The sequence below is a fragment of the Mycobacterium sp. genome (assembly GCF_052143115.1).
In the GTDB taxonomy this organism is placed as follows: domain Bacteria; phylum Actinomycetota; class Actinomycetes; order Mycobacteriales; family Mycobacteriaceae; genus Mycobacterium.
Window position 1 is genome coordinate 14,450 of the sequence record NZ_JBKQTQ010000005.1, and the last position, 15,182, is coordinate 29,631.

The 15,182-nt window shown below is 66.6% G+C and carries 13 protein-coding genes and 1 pseudogene; 6 read left to right on the plus strand and 8 right to left on the minus strand.

Annotated elements, in window-relative coordinates; all coding sequences use genetic code 11:
• Positions 1–60: 60 nt before the first annotated feature.
• The 3 genes and pseudogenes from ACLQI9_RS00305 to ACLQI9_RS00315 all read left to right on the plus strand — a co-directional run bounded on the left by ACLQI9_RS00305 (position 61) and on the right by ACLQI9_RS00315 (position 2,772).
• Positions 61–942 carry a peptidylprolyl isomerase gene (locus ACLQI9_RS00305; protein ID WP_442383653.1) on the plus strand — a complete coding sequence of 294 codons (882 nt, stop codon included), beginning with the start codon at positions 61–63 and terminating at the stop codon, positions 940–942.
• An 81-nt stretch (positions 943–1,023) separates the two neighbouring features.
• A pseudogene (locus ACLQI9_RS00310) lies at positions 1,024–1,764 on the plus strand (serine/threonine-protein kinase); the annotation flags it as partial.
• 126 nt (positions 1,765–1,890) lie between these two features.
• Positions 1,891–2,772 carry a peptidylprolyl isomerase gene (locus ACLQI9_RS00315; RefSeq protein ID WP_442383683.1) on the plus strand — a complete coding sequence of 294 codons (882 nt, stop codon included), beginning with the start codon at positions 1,891–1,893 and terminating at the stop codon, positions 2,770–2,772.
• A gap of 4 nt (positions 2,773–2,776) precedes the next feature.
• On the opposite strand, the gene ACLQI9_RS00320 is transcribed toward ACLQI9_RS00315, so the two are convergent.
• The 7 genes from ACLQI9_RS00320 to yajC form a co-directional block, all read right to left on the minus strand.
• Entirely contained in the window at positions 2,777–3,814 is a 1,038-nt protein-coding gene (locus ACLQI9_RS00320; RefSeq protein ID WP_442383651.1) for an NAD-dependent epimerase/dehydratase family protein, read from the minus strand.
• Between the two features lie 48 nt (positions 3,815–3,862).
• The gene (locus ACLQI9_RS00325) at positions 3,863–6,223 is read right to left on the minus strand and encodes a RelA/SpoT family protein (protein WP_442383681.1); all 2,361 of its coding nucleotides are present in this window, start codon (positions 6,221–6,223) and stop codon (positions 3,863–3,865) included.
• Between the two features lie 75 nt (positions 6,224–6,298).
• Complete coding sequence (locus ACLQI9_RS00330; RefSeq protein ID WP_442383649.1) at positions 6,299–6,853, minus strand: adenine phosphoribosyltransferase; 555 nt, start codon at positions 6,851–6,853, stop codon at positions 6,299–6,301.
• Positions 6,835–8,478 (minus strand): ABC transporter substrate-binding protein, encoded by a 1,644-nt coding sequence (locus ACLQI9_RS00335; protein WP_442383647.1) that lies wholly within the window; start codon positions 8,476–8,478, stop codon positions 6,835–6,837. Before ACLQI9_RS00335 ends, ACLQI9_RS00330 begins: the two co-directional genes overlap by 19 nt.
• A gap of 26 nt (positions 8,479–8,504) precedes the next feature.
• Positions 8,505–9,758 carry a protein translocase subunit SecF gene (gene secF, locus ACLQI9_RS00340; protein WP_442383645.1) on the minus strand — a complete coding sequence of 418 codons (1,254 nt, stop codon included), beginning with the start codon at positions 9,756–9,758 and terminating at the stop codon, positions 8,505–8,507.
• Positions 9,759–9,762: 4 nt separating this feature from the next.
• Positions 9,763–11,604: a protein translocase subunit SecD gene (secD, locus tag ACLQI9_RS00345; RefSeq protein WP_442383643.1), complete on the minus strand. Its 1,842-nt coding sequence runs from the start codon at positions 11,602–11,604 to the stop codon at positions 9,763–9,765.
• Positions 11,605–11,702: 98 nt separating this feature from the next.
• Positions 11,703–12,035, minus strand: a complete 333-nt coding sequence (gene yajC, locus ACLQI9_RS00350) for a preprotein translocase subunit YajC (RefSeq protein WP_442383679.1) — start codon at positions 12,033–12,035, stop codon at positions 11,703–11,705.
• Positions 12,036–12,185: 150 nt separating this feature from the next.
• Here yajC and ACLQI9_RS00355 point away from each other — a divergent pair, with 150 nt between their 5' ends.
• The 3 genes from ACLQI9_RS00355 (at position 12,186) to gabT (ending at position 14,634) form a co-directional block, all read left to right on the plus strand.
• Positions 12,186–12,923 carry a nitroreductase family protein gene (locus ACLQI9_RS00355; RefSeq protein ID WP_442383641.1) on the plus strand — a complete coding sequence of 246 codons (738 nt, stop codon included), beginning with the start codon at positions 12,186–12,188 and terminating at the stop codon, positions 12,921–12,923.
• A gap of 63 nt (positions 12,924–12,986) precedes the next feature.
• On the plus strand, positions 12,987–13,250 hold the full coding sequence (locus ACLQI9_RS00360; RefSeq protein WP_442383639.1) for a hypothetical protein: 264 nt from the start codon (positions 12,987–12,989) through the stop codon (positions 13,248–13,250).
• A 43-nt stretch (positions 13,251–13,293) separates the two neighbouring features.
• Positions 13,294–14,634 (plus strand): 4-aminobutyrate--2-oxoglutarate transaminase, encoded by a 1,341-nt coding sequence (gene gabT / locus ACLQI9_RS00365; protein WP_442383637.1) that lies wholly within the window; start codon positions 13,294–13,296, stop codon positions 14,632–14,634.
• Between the two features lie 54 nt (positions 14,635–14,688).
• Here the strand turns inward: gabT and ACLQI9_RS00370 are convergent, their stop codons facing one another.
• The gene (locus ACLQI9_RS00370) at positions 14,689–14,937 is read right to left on the minus strand and encodes a hypothetical protein (protein WP_442383635.1); all 249 of its coding nucleotides are present in this window, start codon (positions 14,935–14,937) and stop codon (positions 14,689–14,691) included.
• Between the last annotated feature and the right edge of the window lie 245 nt (positions 14,938–15,182).

Consider the following 15,182-nt stretch of genomic DNA (forward strand, 5'->3'; position numbering starts at 1 on the left):
CCAGCGTCAACTGGCACACTCTTTGCTGACTCAGCAGACAACCACGGAGGGACATCGGCGGTGCCGACCAACGAACAGCGACGTGCGACGGCCAGGCGCAAACTCGAACGACAGCTGGAACGCCGCGCTCAGCAGGCCCGTCGTCGCCGGACGCTGGCCATCGTCGCAGGGTCGGTCGCGGCGGCGGTCGTCGTTGTCGCGGTGATAGCAACGGTCGTCCTGACCAATAACGAGCACAAGAACAAGCAGGCTTCGGCAGCCGGGAGCTCGACCACCAGCGCCGTTCCCGGCACATCGTCGGGCATACCGCCGTTGCCGCCGTTCAAACCGGCCGCTGATCTCGGCGCCAACTGCCAATACGAGCCTTCGGCGGAACAGGCCAGCAAGCCGGTGAACCCCCCGAGGCAAGGCAAGGTGCCCACCGACCCGGCGCAGGTCAGTGTCAGCATGGTCACTGATCAAGGAAACGTCGGCCTGTTGCTCGCCAACAACGAGTCACCGTGCACTGTCAACAGTTTCGTCAGCCTGGCGCAGCAGAAGTTCTTCGACAACACTCAGTGCCATCGGCTCACCGCCTCGCCGACATCGTCGATTTTGCAGTGCGGTGACCCGACCGGCGACGGCAGCGGCGGGCCCGGCTATCAGTTCGCCAACGAATATCCGACCGACCAGTACAAGCCTGACGAACCCGCGGTGCACGAGCCGGTGATCTACCCGCGCGGCACCATGGCCATGGCCAATGCCGGACCGAACACCAACGGCAGCCAGTTCTTCATGGTGTACAAGGACACTCAGCTGCCACCCGAATACACCGTCTTCGGCAAGATTCAACAGGACGGGCTGGCTACCCTGGACAAGATCGCCAAGGGCGGCGTTGCCAGCGGCGGTCAGGACGGCCAACCAACCATCCAAGTCACGATCAAGTCGGTGCGGATGGACTGATCGAGCCGTCGGCGGCCTCGGCCGTCTATGGTCGGTTGAATCGCGGCTGGCCGCACGCTAACAGGAGAATTCTTTGTGGAGGTGACGACGTTCGGGCGCTACCAGCTGCTCGACTTAATCGGCCGTGGCGCATCGGGGAAAGTCTACCGAGCCGATGACACCGTTACTGACCGGGTAGTCGCCGTCAAAGTGCTGGCGCCGGACCTGGGCGAGGATCCAGAATTTCTCGAACAGTTCCGCCGCGACGTACCCGCGGCGGCCGGCCTCAACAACCCGCACGTGGTGCCCATCCACAACTGTGGCCAGATCGGCGGTCAACTGTACGTGGACATGCGGCTGATCGACGGCAGCAACCTCGGTCGCGCCATCAGAAACGAAGGCGGCCGAATACTTCCCGCACGCGCGGTCGCGATCATCGCGCAACTCGCCGCGGCACTTGAGAGCGCCCACCGGGTGGGACTGGTCCATCGCGACGTCAAGCCGTCGAACATCTTGATCGCGCCAGGAGATTTCGTCTACCTAACCGATTTCGGGCTCGCGCGCAGCCCCACCGATACCGCCAAGGCCAGCATGGGCCATATCCCCGGCGCCTACTCGGCACCCGAAAGGTTCAGCGGCGCAGGTGATTCCCGCGCTGACGTGTATTCGCTCGCCTGTGTATTGCACAAATGCTTGACGGGGCAACAGCCTTATCCCGGAGACACATTCGAAGAACAACGCGCCGGGCACCTGACCGCCCCACCGCCGCGACCCTCGACATCCTCCCCCGGCATACCGCCGACATTCAACGCAGTGATCGCCGCGGGTATGGCCAAAAGCCCGCAGGCCCGCTACCAGACGGCATCGCAGCTGGCCGAGGCCGCAACAGCAGCGCTGGACAATCGTTTCATTCCACCGCCGAGCCCGCCGCCACCGCCGCCCGGATCACCGGCCACCCCGCGGCCGAGGATGGTGGAGCCAGGCCCGTCTGCACAATCCGCCGACCGAGGGCACACGCTAGCCATTGTCGGTGGATTGGCCGCAGTGCTTGCGGCGCTCTTCGGTGTGATCGCGCTGGTGATTATCACCGCCACAACCTCGGATCGCAGCGCGACCGAGACATCGTCGGCCGCCCCCACCAGCACCGCCGCGGCCTCGAGCAGCCCCGCTACCACCACTACGACCACCTCGGCCCCGGTGGCACGTCCGGCCGTCCCGAAGCTGCCGCCATTCGTGCCCTCCCCCGCCGTGGGCGCCGACTGCTTGTACCCGCGGTCCGCCGACGCCGCCGGCAAAGCGGTGAAGCCACCGCGGACCGGCGAAGTGGCGACCACTCCCGCTCCGGTCGACTTGGACATCGTCACCAATCGGGGCAAGATCGGCCTGCAGCTTGCTAATAACGAATCACCCTGCACGGTGCACAGTTTCGTCAGCCTGGCGCGGCAGAAGTTTTTCGACGACACCCAATGCCACCGGCTGACCACGTCGCCGGGGTTGTCGGTGTTGCAGTGTGGTGACCCGAAGGGTGACGGCACCGGCGGGCCGGGTTATCAGTTCGCTGACGAATACCCGGCCAATCAGTACCCACCCCGCGATCCGGCGCTGAAGAAGCCCGTCGTCTATCCGCGGGGCACGCTGGCGATGGCCAACGCCGGACCGAGCACGAACGGCAGCCAGTTCTTCATGGTGTACCGGGACTCGCTGTTGCCCCCCGCATACACCGTTTTCGGCACCATCGACACCACCGGCCTCGCGGTAGTGGACAAGATCGCCGCGGCCGGCGTCGCCGGCGGTGGCCAGGACGGTGCGCCCGCCACCACCGTCACCATCACGTCGGCGAGCCTGAGCTGAGGCGCTACCTTTCGGCGGCGGCCAATCCGCCTCTGTCTACATAAGTTTGGGCTGCGCGCTGGATGAAGTGTTCGGTGGGCGTCGGATACCAGCCGAGTTCACGTGTGGCTTTGGCATGGCTGGCCGGCGAGGTCAGCGCGATGAGCCGGGCGCTCTGGCTGCCGATCGGGAAGTCACGGTGGGATAGCGCGCCGACGGCGTCCGACACATGCGCGAACCCGTAAACCATTGCCATCGGGACACCCAGGCGTGGCGGCCGCGCACCAACTGCCTCCGCGGCGATGGTCACCAGTTCACGATGCGTCATATAACGCTCAGAAATGATGTAGCGCTGGCCGATTCGTCCCCGTTCGGCCGCCAGCAGCAGCGCGTCGGCGACGTCGTCGATACCGACCACTTCGGCTCCGACGACGCGGATATAGAACGGCAGTTTTCCGAGCGCGGCGAGCTGCACGAACATCCCTTGTCGGGGCTGCCAGTCGGGCGGCCCGTACGGGTTGGAGACGTTGGCCACCACGGCGGGCAGCCCGTGCTTTGCCACGTAGGAGAACACCAACTGCTCCGCCTGGCGCCGTGAGGCGATGTAACTGCCGGCTTGGTCGGACCAGTTGAAGGGCGTGTCCTCATCAACGGTTTCGCCGTTCCTGCCGATGGCGATGGTGCCGATCGTGCTCAGGAAGACGAACCGCCGCAGATTCGCCTTCATCGCCACGTCGAGTACTTTGCGAAGGCTGTTGACGTTGGTCTCGAACAGCGGAGCGGGATCTCTCAGCTCCGCCCTGGCGTCGACGACACAGTAGTACACCACGTCGCGTTCAGACATGGCGGCGGCGACGTCCGCCGTGTCGGATAATCCGCCGTAGTGCCGCTCGACGTCGAGCCCTTCGATTCCCTTCGTAGAACTCGACTTTCGTAATAGGACCCGGACATCGGCACCGGCAGACACCAGGTGACGGGTGACGCACGCACCGACATTGCCGCTCGCTCCCATCACGAGAGCCCGCTGTCCGGCCGCGGCCATCTGGTCACTGTCCGACGCCATATCACTTACCGTAATACCGACGGTAAGAGGTCGGCCCGGTCGGGCCGCTCAGGCGGCAGATGTCACCCGGTAGACGTCGTAGACACCCTCGACGTTGCGCACCACGTCCAGCAGATGCCCCAGATGCTTGGGGTCGCCCATCTCGAACGTGAACCGGCTGATCGCCACCCGATCACCGGATGTGGTCACCGACGCCGAGAGGATGTTCACCTTCTCGTCGGCCAGCACCCGCGTTATGTCCGACAGCAGCCGGTGCCGGTCGAGCGCCTCGACCTGGATGGCCACCAGAAACACCGAGGACGCCGACGGCGCCCAGTGCACCTCGATGATGCGCTCGGCCTGCTGCTGCAACGACGCGGCGTTGGTGCAATCGGTGCGGTGCACGCTGACGCCACCGCCACGGGTGACGAATCCCATGATCTGATCGCCGGGCACCGGTGTGCAGCACTTGGCGAGCTTGCTCAGCACGCCCGGGGCACCGGGCACCGCCACCCCGACGTCGTCGGTGCTGCGCGGGCGCCGCGGCATCGTCGCCGGAGTGGACCGCTCGGCGAGGTCCTCCTCGGCCTGGTCGATGCCGCCCAGCTCGGCCAGCAGCCGCTGCACCACATGCTTGGCCGATACATGGCCCTCGCCGACTGCGGTGTAGAGCGCGGACACGTCGGCGTAGTGCAGTTCGTTGGCCACTGCGGCCATGGACCCGCCGCTGACCAAGCGCTGCAGGGGAAGTCCGCCGCGGCGAACTTCGCGAGCCATTGCGTCCTTGCCGGACTCCAGCGCCTCCTCGCGGCGCTCCTTGGCGAACCACTGGCGGATCTTGGTCTTGGCGCGCGGTGACACCACGAACTGCTGCCAGTCCCGCGACGGCCCGGCATTAGGCGCCTTGGACGTGAAGACCTCGACGACTTCGCCGTTTTCCAGCTTGCGTTCCAGCGCCACCAATCGGCCGTTCACCCGGGCGCCGATGCATCGGTGGCCCACCTCGGTGTGCACGGCGTAGGCGAAGTCCACCGGCGTTGAGCCGGTCGGCAGCGTGATCACATCGCCTTTCGGGGTAAATACGAAAAGCTCTTGTACCGCAAGGTCGTAACGCAGTGATTCCAGGAACTCGCCGGGGTCGGCCGCCTCTCGCTGCCAGTCGAGCAGCTGACGCATCCAGGCCATGTCGTCGATTTCGGCCGCGGCGAGGGGATGTGGAACTCCGTTGCGGCCCTTGGCTTCTTTGTAGCGCCAGTGCGCAGCGATGCCGTATTCGGCGGTGCGGTGCATGTCGCGGGTGCGGATCTGGATCTCCAGCGGTTTGCCCTCCGGGCCGACGACCGTAGTGTGCAGCGACTGGTACACGCTGTAGCGCGGCTGGGCGATGTAGTCCTTGAACCGGCCCGCCATCGGCTGCCAGAGCGAATGCACCACGCCGACGGCGGCGTAACAGTCCCGGATCTCGTCGCAAAGGATGCGGACGCCTACCAGATCGTGGATATCGTCGAAATCGCGGCCCTTGACGATCATCTTCTGATAGATCGACCAGTAGTGCTTGGGCCGTCCCTCGACCACCGCGTTGATCTTCGACGCGTTGAGGGTGGCAACGATCTCGGCACGCACCTTGGCCAGATAGGTGTCGCGCGACGGGGCCCGTCCGGCGACCAACCGCACGATCTCCTCGTACTTCTTGGGATGCAGGATCGCGAACGACAGATCCTCCAGCTCCCATTTGACCGTGGCCATACCGAGCCGATGTGCCAGCGGCGCAATGACTTCCAGCGTCTCGCGGGCCTTACGAGCCTGCTTCTCCGGCGGCAGGAAGCGCATCGTGCGCATGTTGTGCAGCCGGTCGGCGACCTTGATCACCAGCACCCGCGGATCGCGCGCCATGGCGGTGATCATCTTGCGGATCGTCTCGCCCTCGGCGGCGCTGCCCAGCACCACCCGGTCCAGCTTGGTCACCCCGTCGACGAGATGGCCGACCTCTTCACCGAAATCCGTGGACAGTGCGTCCAGCGCGTAATCGGTGTCCTCGACGGTGTCGTGCAGCAGGGCGGCCACCAGCGTGGTGGTGTCCATGCCCAACTCGGCGAGGATGTTGGCCACGGCCAACGGGTGGGTGATGTACGGGTCCCCCGAATGTCGTAGCTGGCTGGCGTGCCGTTGCTCGGCGACCTCGTAGGCCCGCTGCAGCAACGAGAGGTCAGCCTTTGGATGGATCTCGCGGTGTACCGCCACCAGTGGTTCGAGCACCGGGCTCACCGCGCCGCGCTGGGCGGTCATCCGCCGCGCCAACCGGGCCCGGACCCGACGCGAGGCACTGCTCGACGTCTTGAGACTTATCGCGGGCTCGGGCGTCGCAGGAATGTCGGCGACCTGCAGCGGTTCGGTGGGCGGCTGGACCGCCGTGCCCTTCTCGTCCGTCAAGATCGTCACCTCCGCCATTCAAGGATATCGCTCAATTCTGATTGCCCCGCTGCTCCGGCACATTTGGGCGCGGGGCTACATGACGCGCAGGCTGTGCACCGGCAGCGGGGCGACCAGGTCACGACCGCCCAGCGCTGCCAGCTCTAACACCACCGCGGCCGTCGTCACCAAGGCGCCGGCTTGCTCGAGCAACTTGTGCGCGGCCGCCACCGTCCCTCCGGTGGCCAGCACGTCGTCCACGATGACAACGCTGCGACCGGCCAATTCGATCCCTTCGGCGGGAATCTCGAGGCGGGCGGTGCCGTATTCGAGCTGGTACTGCTCGGCGCGCACCGGCGGCGGCAACTTGCCGCCCTTGCGAATGGCCAGCACGCCGGTGCCCAGACGAGCGGCGAGGGCGCCGCCGATCAGGAATCCGCGGGCGTCGATACCGGCGATCAGGTCAGCACCGGACGCCACGCCGGCCAACGCATCGGTCACCGCCGCCAGCCCCCGGCGGTCGGCGAACAACGGCGTCAAATCCTTGAACTCGACTCCGGCCGTTGGGAAATCTGCGACCTCCCGGGTCAACGATGCAATGAGGTCAGCCACCGAATCGGCGCCCTCAGTCGTCACCGCACCAGGACCCATCGGTCCATATTCCAGCCGGCGCCCCAGCGGCTGGGGTTACTGCTGACGGCATACATCTTCTTCGACGCCAACAAGGTCCGCTGCTGACGATACAGCGGCAACGTCGGCATATCGTTCCACAGCACCGGCGCGCTCTGAGCCAGCAGCCGCACCAACTCGGCGGGGTCGGCCGACACCGCGAGCGCGCTGATAATCCCATCGATCTGACCGTTGGTGTACCCGGGCAGGTTGTTGCCGTTGCCGGTATGCAGGGCGTAGGCGTCCAACGCCGACGACCCGGTTGAACCGCTGCCGGTCGCGCCGCCGGTGCTGGCCAGCAGGACGTCGATCTTCCCGTCTCGCAGCGTCTGGGGGCCGGTGGAGTCGGAGGTGACGTCGGAGACGGTGATACCGGCTGGGGCACAGGCCTTGGCGATTGCGCCGACGATGGCGGCCAGCCGCGCGTTGGGCGCCCGATAGCCGATCCGCACGGTCAGCGGCTTCCCGCCCAATGCGGCGCGCGCGGCGTCGGTGTTCGCCTTCAGGAACTGGCCCGCCTCGACGACGTTTTCCGCCCGTCCGATGGCGTCTTCGGCCGCGGTGTGCAGCCGCGCATTGGCGATCGGCGTCCGGGCGTCGCGCGCGATGACATCACGCGGTGTGCACAACGCCAGCCCTCGGCGCGCCGGGACATCCGAAAGCGGGCCATGCGGCGCGAAGATCAACTGCTCGATGCCGTCCGACGGCGAATCGGTGCGACGGTAGTTGTCCGGGGTGGCCAACGTTCCCGACGATCCGTCCGCGACGTCGATGACGTCGGCGCTTTTGTCGTTGAGGCGATCCTGGATGTCAACCTTCTCCGGCCACACCGTGACCCGCTTGGTCATTGGCTTGGGCCCCCACCAGCGGTCATTCGCGACCAGCACCACCGCGCCGCCGTCCAACACCGATTCGATCTTGTACGGCCCCGACGATGGGAAGTGCTTGGCGATGGAGCCCGGCTCGATGCCGGGTGTGAGGTCCCATGTGGTGTTCCACAGCTGCGCGATGCGCCCGATCGCCGGCAGGTCGTTGCGCATCAGCGCCCCGGTGACGTCAATCCCCAACTCGTCGGCGATGACATGCGACGGCATCATCGTGGTCGCTGCGAACAGCTGGTTGTAGTCGATGATGTTGCGGTCGGGGTCAAACGACACTCGAGCTTTCTTCTGTCCCGGTTGGCAGTCGATGGCGGTGACGTCGAGGTAGCCGGCCTGGCTGGCGGCGTCGAAGCCGGGGAACCGACCGGATTGGGCCGCCCACGCCAGGACCAGGTCGTCGCAGGTGACCAGCTTACCGTCGGAGTAGACGGCGTTGTCGGCGATCTGGTAGTCGAGCACCAGCGGTGAACCACCGACCATCGATATCGCGCCGAAGTCGTGGTCGGCGACGACCTGACCGTCGGGGCCGTGGTAGCCGAATCCGGTGAGTGTGCGCGCGAAAGCCTGCGCTCCCGCCGAGGCGGCGCCGGTGACGGTGGTGCTGTTGTAGGTGACCAGAGTGCCGTCGACGATGTAGTCGATCTGCCCGGCGGCGCTTCCCGAGCAAGCCGTTAATGTGCCCGGCGCGGCCGCCACGAGCGCGGCCGTCAACAAGCTGGCGGCCACACGCCAACGCCGGGCAGCCACCGTGGCTACCGCTTGTTTCGTTTGCCGGTCGGACGGTGACGGCCGCCGCCCTGCCGGACCGGACGCGCACCCGGGGCCGGCTTGCTCGCAGCCGGGCTGCCACTGGCCGCGACGGCCGCGGTGGTCTGTTCGCCCGGCTCGTGATGGGCCGACTCGGCGCGGGTCTCATCCTTCTCCGGACCAGGACCGCGGCGCCTGCCCACCCGGCGGGTGTGCGTCCGCACCAACTCGGTGCGTTCACGCAGGCTGACCAGCAGCGGGGTGGCGAAGAAGATCGACGAGTAGGTGCCGACGATGATGCCGACCAGCTGCACCAACGCCAGGTCCTTCAGCGTGCCCACACCCAACAGCCACACCGCCACCACCATCAGGGCCAGCACCGGCAGCACCGAAATCAGGCTGGTGTTGATCGAGCGCATGAACGTCTGGTTGACCGCGAGGTTGGCCTGCTCGGCGAAGGTACGCCGGGTGGTGTGCTGGAAGCCGTGGGTGTTCTCCTCGACCTTGTCGAACACGATGACGGTGTCGTACAGGGAGAAACCCAGGATCGTCAGCAAGCCGATGACCGTGGCCGGGGTGACTTCGAAGCCCACCAACGAATACACCCCGGCGGTGACGGTCAGGTCGAAACACATGGTCGTCAGCGCGGAGATCGCCATGTAGCGCTCGTAGCGGACGGTGATATAGAGGCTGACCAGCACCAGGAACACCACCAGCGCTATCACCGCCTTCTTGGTGATCTGACCGCCCCAGGTCGAGGACACCGCCGAGTCGGAGATGGCCTGCTGGCTGGGCTTGCCGTCGGCGCCTTTGGGCTGGAACCTCTCGTACAAGGCGTTGCGCAGCTTCTCCGTCTTGTCGTTGGACAGGGTCGCGCAGCGAATCTGCACGGTCGCTCCAGCGCCGTTGCCGACGATCACGACAGACTCGGGGTCGTTGCCCAGCGTTTGCCGGAAGACTTGCTCCACCTGGCTTACCTGGGCATCTCCGCGCGGGAACGACATGGTGGTGCCGCCCTTGAAGTCGATGCCAAAGGTGAATCCGCGCAACACGATGCTGAGGATTGCGATCGCGACGATCGTGCCGCTGACCGCGTACCACATCCGGCGCCGACCAATGACCTCGAACGCGCCGGTGCCGGTGTAGAGGCGCGATAGGAAGCTGTGGCGGGGCAAGTCGGCGCCGGTGTCGTCACCGGCTGCGCCGACGACGGTGGCGGTGTCGTCGCTGAGTTCAACGGCAGTCGTCTCGTCGGCCATCCCGCTACCCCCGTCCCGTCGAATAAGCCGTCGAAGCCCTGGAAGCCAGCGCCCGCCGTTCGCGCGCGACCTGCTGCACCGCTCCCAGGCCGTTATATGCCGGCTTGGCCAGCGTCGTGGACTTGGATGCCAGGTACAGCAACGGCCAGGTCACCAGGAACACCACGACGGTGTCGAGGATCACGGTGAGGCCCAGGGTGAACGCGAATCCCTTCACCTGGCCGATCGCGAGGACGTACAGCACGGCAGCGGCCAGGAAGGTCACCGTGTTACCCGACAGAATCGTCTTGCGGGCCCGTGCCCAGCCGCGGGGAACCGCCGATCGGAACGAACGGCCTTCGCGGATCTCGTCTTTGATGCGTTCGAAGAACACCACGAACGAGTCGGCCGTCGTCCCGATACCGATGATCAAACCTGCGATACCGGCCAGGTCGAGGGTGTAGTTGATATATCGGCCGAGAAGTACCAAGATCGCGAAAACCATTGCGCCGGAAGCTGCTAGCGACAAGGCCGTCAGGAAACCCAGCAGCCGGTAGTACATCAGTGAGTACAGCAGCACCAGCACCAGTCCGATCGCGCCGGCGATCAGGCCCGCCCGTAGCGAGGTCAATCCCAGTGTCGCCGAAACGGTTTGAGCTTCTGATGATTCGAACGACAGCGGCAGCGAGCCGTATTTGAGGACATTGGCGAGCTGGCGTGCTGTGCTCGCGGTGAATGGCGGGTCTCCGCCGGTGATCTGGGTGCGGCCGCCCGGGATGGCCTCGCGGATCTGCGGCGCACTGACCACCTGCGAGTCCAGGGTGAACGCGGTCTGGGTGCCGATGTGGGCGGCGGTGAAGTCCGCCCAGGTGTTGGCCGCCCCGCTCTTGAACTGCAGGTCGACGACATAGCCGCCACTGTGTTGGTCCAGGCCCGAGCTGGCGTTCTCGATCTGGTCACCGCTGATGATCGACGGCGCCAGCAGAAACGCCTCCTTGTGGTCCTTGTCGCAGGTCACCAGGGGCAGGTCGGGGTCGTCGTTGCCGGCCAGAATGTCCTCCTGGTTACACTGCGTGGCCTCGTATTGCAGCGCCAAAAACTGCACACCCTTGTTGGTGCTCTGACGCCATTCCCGTTGCTTGGCGATGCGCTCGGCCAGATCCTTCCGCGGATCCGGTGGCCCGGGCTGCACCGGGGCGGGTGCCGGAGCTGCCGGCGGCGCCGGTGCCGGTGTGGGCGTCGGCGGTGGATCCAGCGGATAAGGCCGCGGCTGCGCAGGCGCCGGCTCACCCGGCAGCGGCAGATCGCCTGGCATGGGCAGGCCCGGCGCGCCGCCCGGGACAGGTCCACCCGGGTGTGCACCGGGGACGGGGCCAGCGGGTACGGGTCCGCCAGGTATGGGTCCGCCGGGTTGTCTAAGCGGCAGCCTCGGTCGTGCGTCGGGCCCAGGCAGCCGTTGCGGGTTCCGCGGCAGCGGACCGGTTTCCGCCGGAAGCGCATTGATCACCGGACGGATGTACAACCGTGCGGTCTGGCCCAGGTTGCGCGCCTCGCTGCTGTCACTTCCCGGCACCGTGATGACGAGGTTGTCTCCGTCGACAATGACTTCAGAACCCGAGACACCCAGACCGTTGACGCGGGCGCTGATGATCTGCTGCGCCTGAGACAGCGCCTCCCGTGTCGGCCGCGTCCCGTCCGGGGTTCGTGCGGTCAGCGTGACCCTGGTGCCACCCTGCAGGTCGATACCGAGCTTCGCATCGGCCCGCTTGTCTCCGGTGAGGAACACCAGCAGATAGGCGCCGATGAGCAGGATCAGGAATACCGTCAGGTAGCGGGCAGGGTGCACCGGCGCCGATGGCGATGCCACGTGTTGACTCTCCTCCGCTCATGCGCGATCCGCCCCTCGCTTTTCGCGCGCCGATCAGTTCGACTGCACCGCAAAGGGTACGTGGCGGGCCGCCAACCCTAGTCCTTGGGCAGTCGCTCCGGGTCGTCGGCTAGATCGTCGGCCTCCTGGGCCTCGGTGTCCAGCACTTCCGGCTCGATGCGATCCCTGATCGCCAGCTTCATCCAGGTGGTCACGACGCCCGCTGCTATCTCGAGGTCCACCGTGTCGTCGGTAATGCGCTTGATGGTTCCCTGCAACCCGGAGGTGGTGTGCACCCGGTCGCCGACGCGCAGCGACTCGTGCAGGTCGATGGTGGCTTGCATCGCGCGCTTCTGCCGCCGCGAGGCGAAAAACATGAACGCGCCCAAGACGATGAGCAGCGGCAAAAAGACAACCATTTGTTGGTTCATGACGGCAACGATCTTCCTGTTCTTCTGCGAGTCGGCTTGGGACCGGATCGGGCCACGAACCGCGTCAGCCACCAGTGTGCCACCACGCCGTCGCCGACTGACCAAGCACGGCGCCTTGACGCGCGGGCGCCGGACTGGCACAACCGCGTCATGACCTTCGAACTCGGGCCTAATCGACCGACATTTCCACGGGCCGCTGCCCGGCCCGCATCGTTGTCGCTCAGCGAGGCGTTGCGCACCACCGGGGCGGTCCGCGAATTCACCGACCAGTCCGTCGACGACGCCGTGCTGGCCCGGGTGCTCGACACCGCCCGGTTCGCGCCCAGTGGTGGCAACGCGCAGGCCTGGCGGGTGGTCGTCGTCAAGGACCCCGAACGGCGCCGCCGCCTTCGGGATTGCTACCTGCGGGGTTCCGCCGACTATCTGGCCCTGCACGCCGCCGGGCTGCGGCCGTGGGCACCGACCAACGACCGGGGCGCCGAAGCGCGGGCCCTGAAGACCGAAAACCCTGCAGCGCCAGGCGGATTCGCTGAAAGGTTCGACGAAGCGCCGGTCTTGCTCGCGCTGTTCGCCGACCTATCGCGGCTGGCGGCAGTGGACCGCGACGCGGACCGGTACACCTTCGCCGGCGGCGCCTCGATCTACCCGTTCGCGTGGAGCATTCTGCTGGCTGCCCGCGACGAGGGCCTCGGCGGTGTGATCACCACGATTGCGATTCGGGAGGAGCCGCAGGTGAAGGCCGTGCTCGGAGCCGCCGACCCGCTGGCGCTGGCCGCGGTGATCGCCCTGGGGTATCCGGTGCGTCGACCGCGCCGACTCAGCCGCCAACCGATCAGCTCCTTTGCTACCGTCGACTCGATCGACGGTCCAGTATTTGGTGCGCCGTGACATTGTGATTGACGAGAGGTCTGCAGATGAGGAAGTTCGTTGTGATTGACGAGAGGTCTGCAGATGAGGAAGTTCGTTCGCCGTCTGGCACCGGTCGCCGCGATGGCGCTGATGCCGCTGGCGGCGGTGACGATTGCGATGCCGGCCGCGAGTTCGGCGGAGCCTCTGAACTGCGACGTCGGCCAGTGGTGGGATCCGACGGGGAATGTGTGCCGGCCGCTGGGCCAAGGGCCGCAGCCGCTGAACTGCGACCCCGGCCAGTATTGGGACCCGACGACGAATGTGTGCCGGCCGCTGGGCGTCGGGCCGCCGCCGCCGGGCCAATAATTTCGGGGTCGTAGCCGGGGCTCGCCGCGGATAGGCTGCTGACGTGTCCGCTGTCGAACAGAGTCGCCACCTGGTCACCGAAATCCCTGGTCCGGCATCGCTGGAGCTGACCAGGCGCCGAGCCGCCGCGGTCTCCCACGGCGTCGGAAACACTATGCCGGTGTTTGCGGCCCGCGCCGGCGGCGGCATCGTCGAGGACGTCGACGGCAATCGGTTCATCGACCTGGGTTCGGGCATCGCCGTGACGACCATCGGCAACTCCGCACCCCGGGTCGTCGACGCGGTACGCGCGCAGGTCGCCGACTTCACCCACACCTGCTTCATGGTCACGCCCTACGAGGAGTACGTGGCCGTCGCCGAGCACCTCAACCGACTCACCCCCGGCTCGGGCGAGAAGCGCTCGGTGCTGTTCAACTCCGGCGCCGAGGCGGTGGAGAACGCCGTCAAGATCGCCCGCTCGTACACCCGCAAAGATGCGGTGGTGGCGTTCGACCACGCCTACCATGGACGCACCAACATGACCATGGCGCTGACCGCGAAGTCGATGCCGTACAAGAGCGGCTTCGGACCATTCGCGCCCGAGGTCTACCGGGCGCCGCTGTCCTACCCGTTCCGCGACGGGTTGATTGACAAGGAACTGGCCACCGACGGCGAACTGGCCGCCCAGCGTGCCATCGACGTCATCGCCAACCAGGTCGGCGCCGACAACCTGGCCGCCATCGTCATCGAGCCCATCCAGGGTGAAGGCGGCTTCATCGTCCCGGCCGAGGGATTCCTGCCCGCATTGCTGGACTGGTGTCGCCAGCACAACGTGGTCTTCGTCGCCGACGAGGTGCAAACCGGATTCGCCCGCACCGGCGCCATGTTCGCCTGCGAGCACGAGGGCATCGAACCCGACCTGATCTGCATCGCGAAGGGCATCGCCGACGGGCTGCCGCTGTCGGCCGTCACCGGGCGGGCCGAGATCATGGACGCCCCGCACCCCAGCGGCATCGGCGGCACGTTCGGAGGCAACCCGGTCGCCTGCGCAGCGGCGCTGGCCGCCATCGAAACCATCGAGGCTGACGGGCTCCTTGCGCGGGCCCGCCAGATCGAACGGCTGATGAAAGACCGACTGCTCACGCTGCAAGCCGCCGACGATCGGATCGGCGATGTTCGCGGCCGCGGCGCGATGATCGCCGTCGAGTTCGTCAAACCCGGCGGCGCCGAGCCCGACGCCGCACTGACCGATGCGCTGGCCGCCGGCGCCCACGCCGTCGGCGTCATCGTGCTGACCGCGGGCACCTTCGGCAATGTCGTGCGCTTCCTGCCGCCGCTGACGATCAGCGACGAGTTGCTTGTCGAGGGTCTCGACGTCGTGGCCGAACTGCTCGCCGGCCTGTGACTAGTCCCACCTGCCACATGCGCCACCGCGGGATCCGGCTTTCGTTTTGCCCGCCTATGAGAGACAACTGGCTCGGTCGCGTAATGCCATGACGCGTTTGTGGATCCGGTGCTCAGTGCCGCGCGGCAGGTAGCCCGGGCCGTACCGGCCTCGTCCGACGCGGCGCACCCTGCCGTGACCCATTTCCCACCGCAAAGCATCCGAAGTGGGCTTCGACGCCCGCCCGCCGACGACAAATCCGTGCCAAGCAAGCCCGTCGACCAGCTCTGTGATGCTCGGTGGCCCGTGGCTAGACAGATGCATCGTCAGCGCGTAGCGAAGCTCGATTCCCCTTAACTGCAGCCGTTGCTTCGTCAGCGGACCGTCGCACGCGGGTCTGACACAGGGCCCGTTGTCGCTCGAAGCCGGGCACATCGAAGCGCCCCTGTTGCCTCATGTCAATATGCCCGCGACGGTATTCGTTGCCTCATGTGCCGGATGCCCGCGACAACTGATTGGTGGCCTGGTTTGCTGGTGCCCGCGTGGGCGGTGCTTTGCGTTGGGGTCCG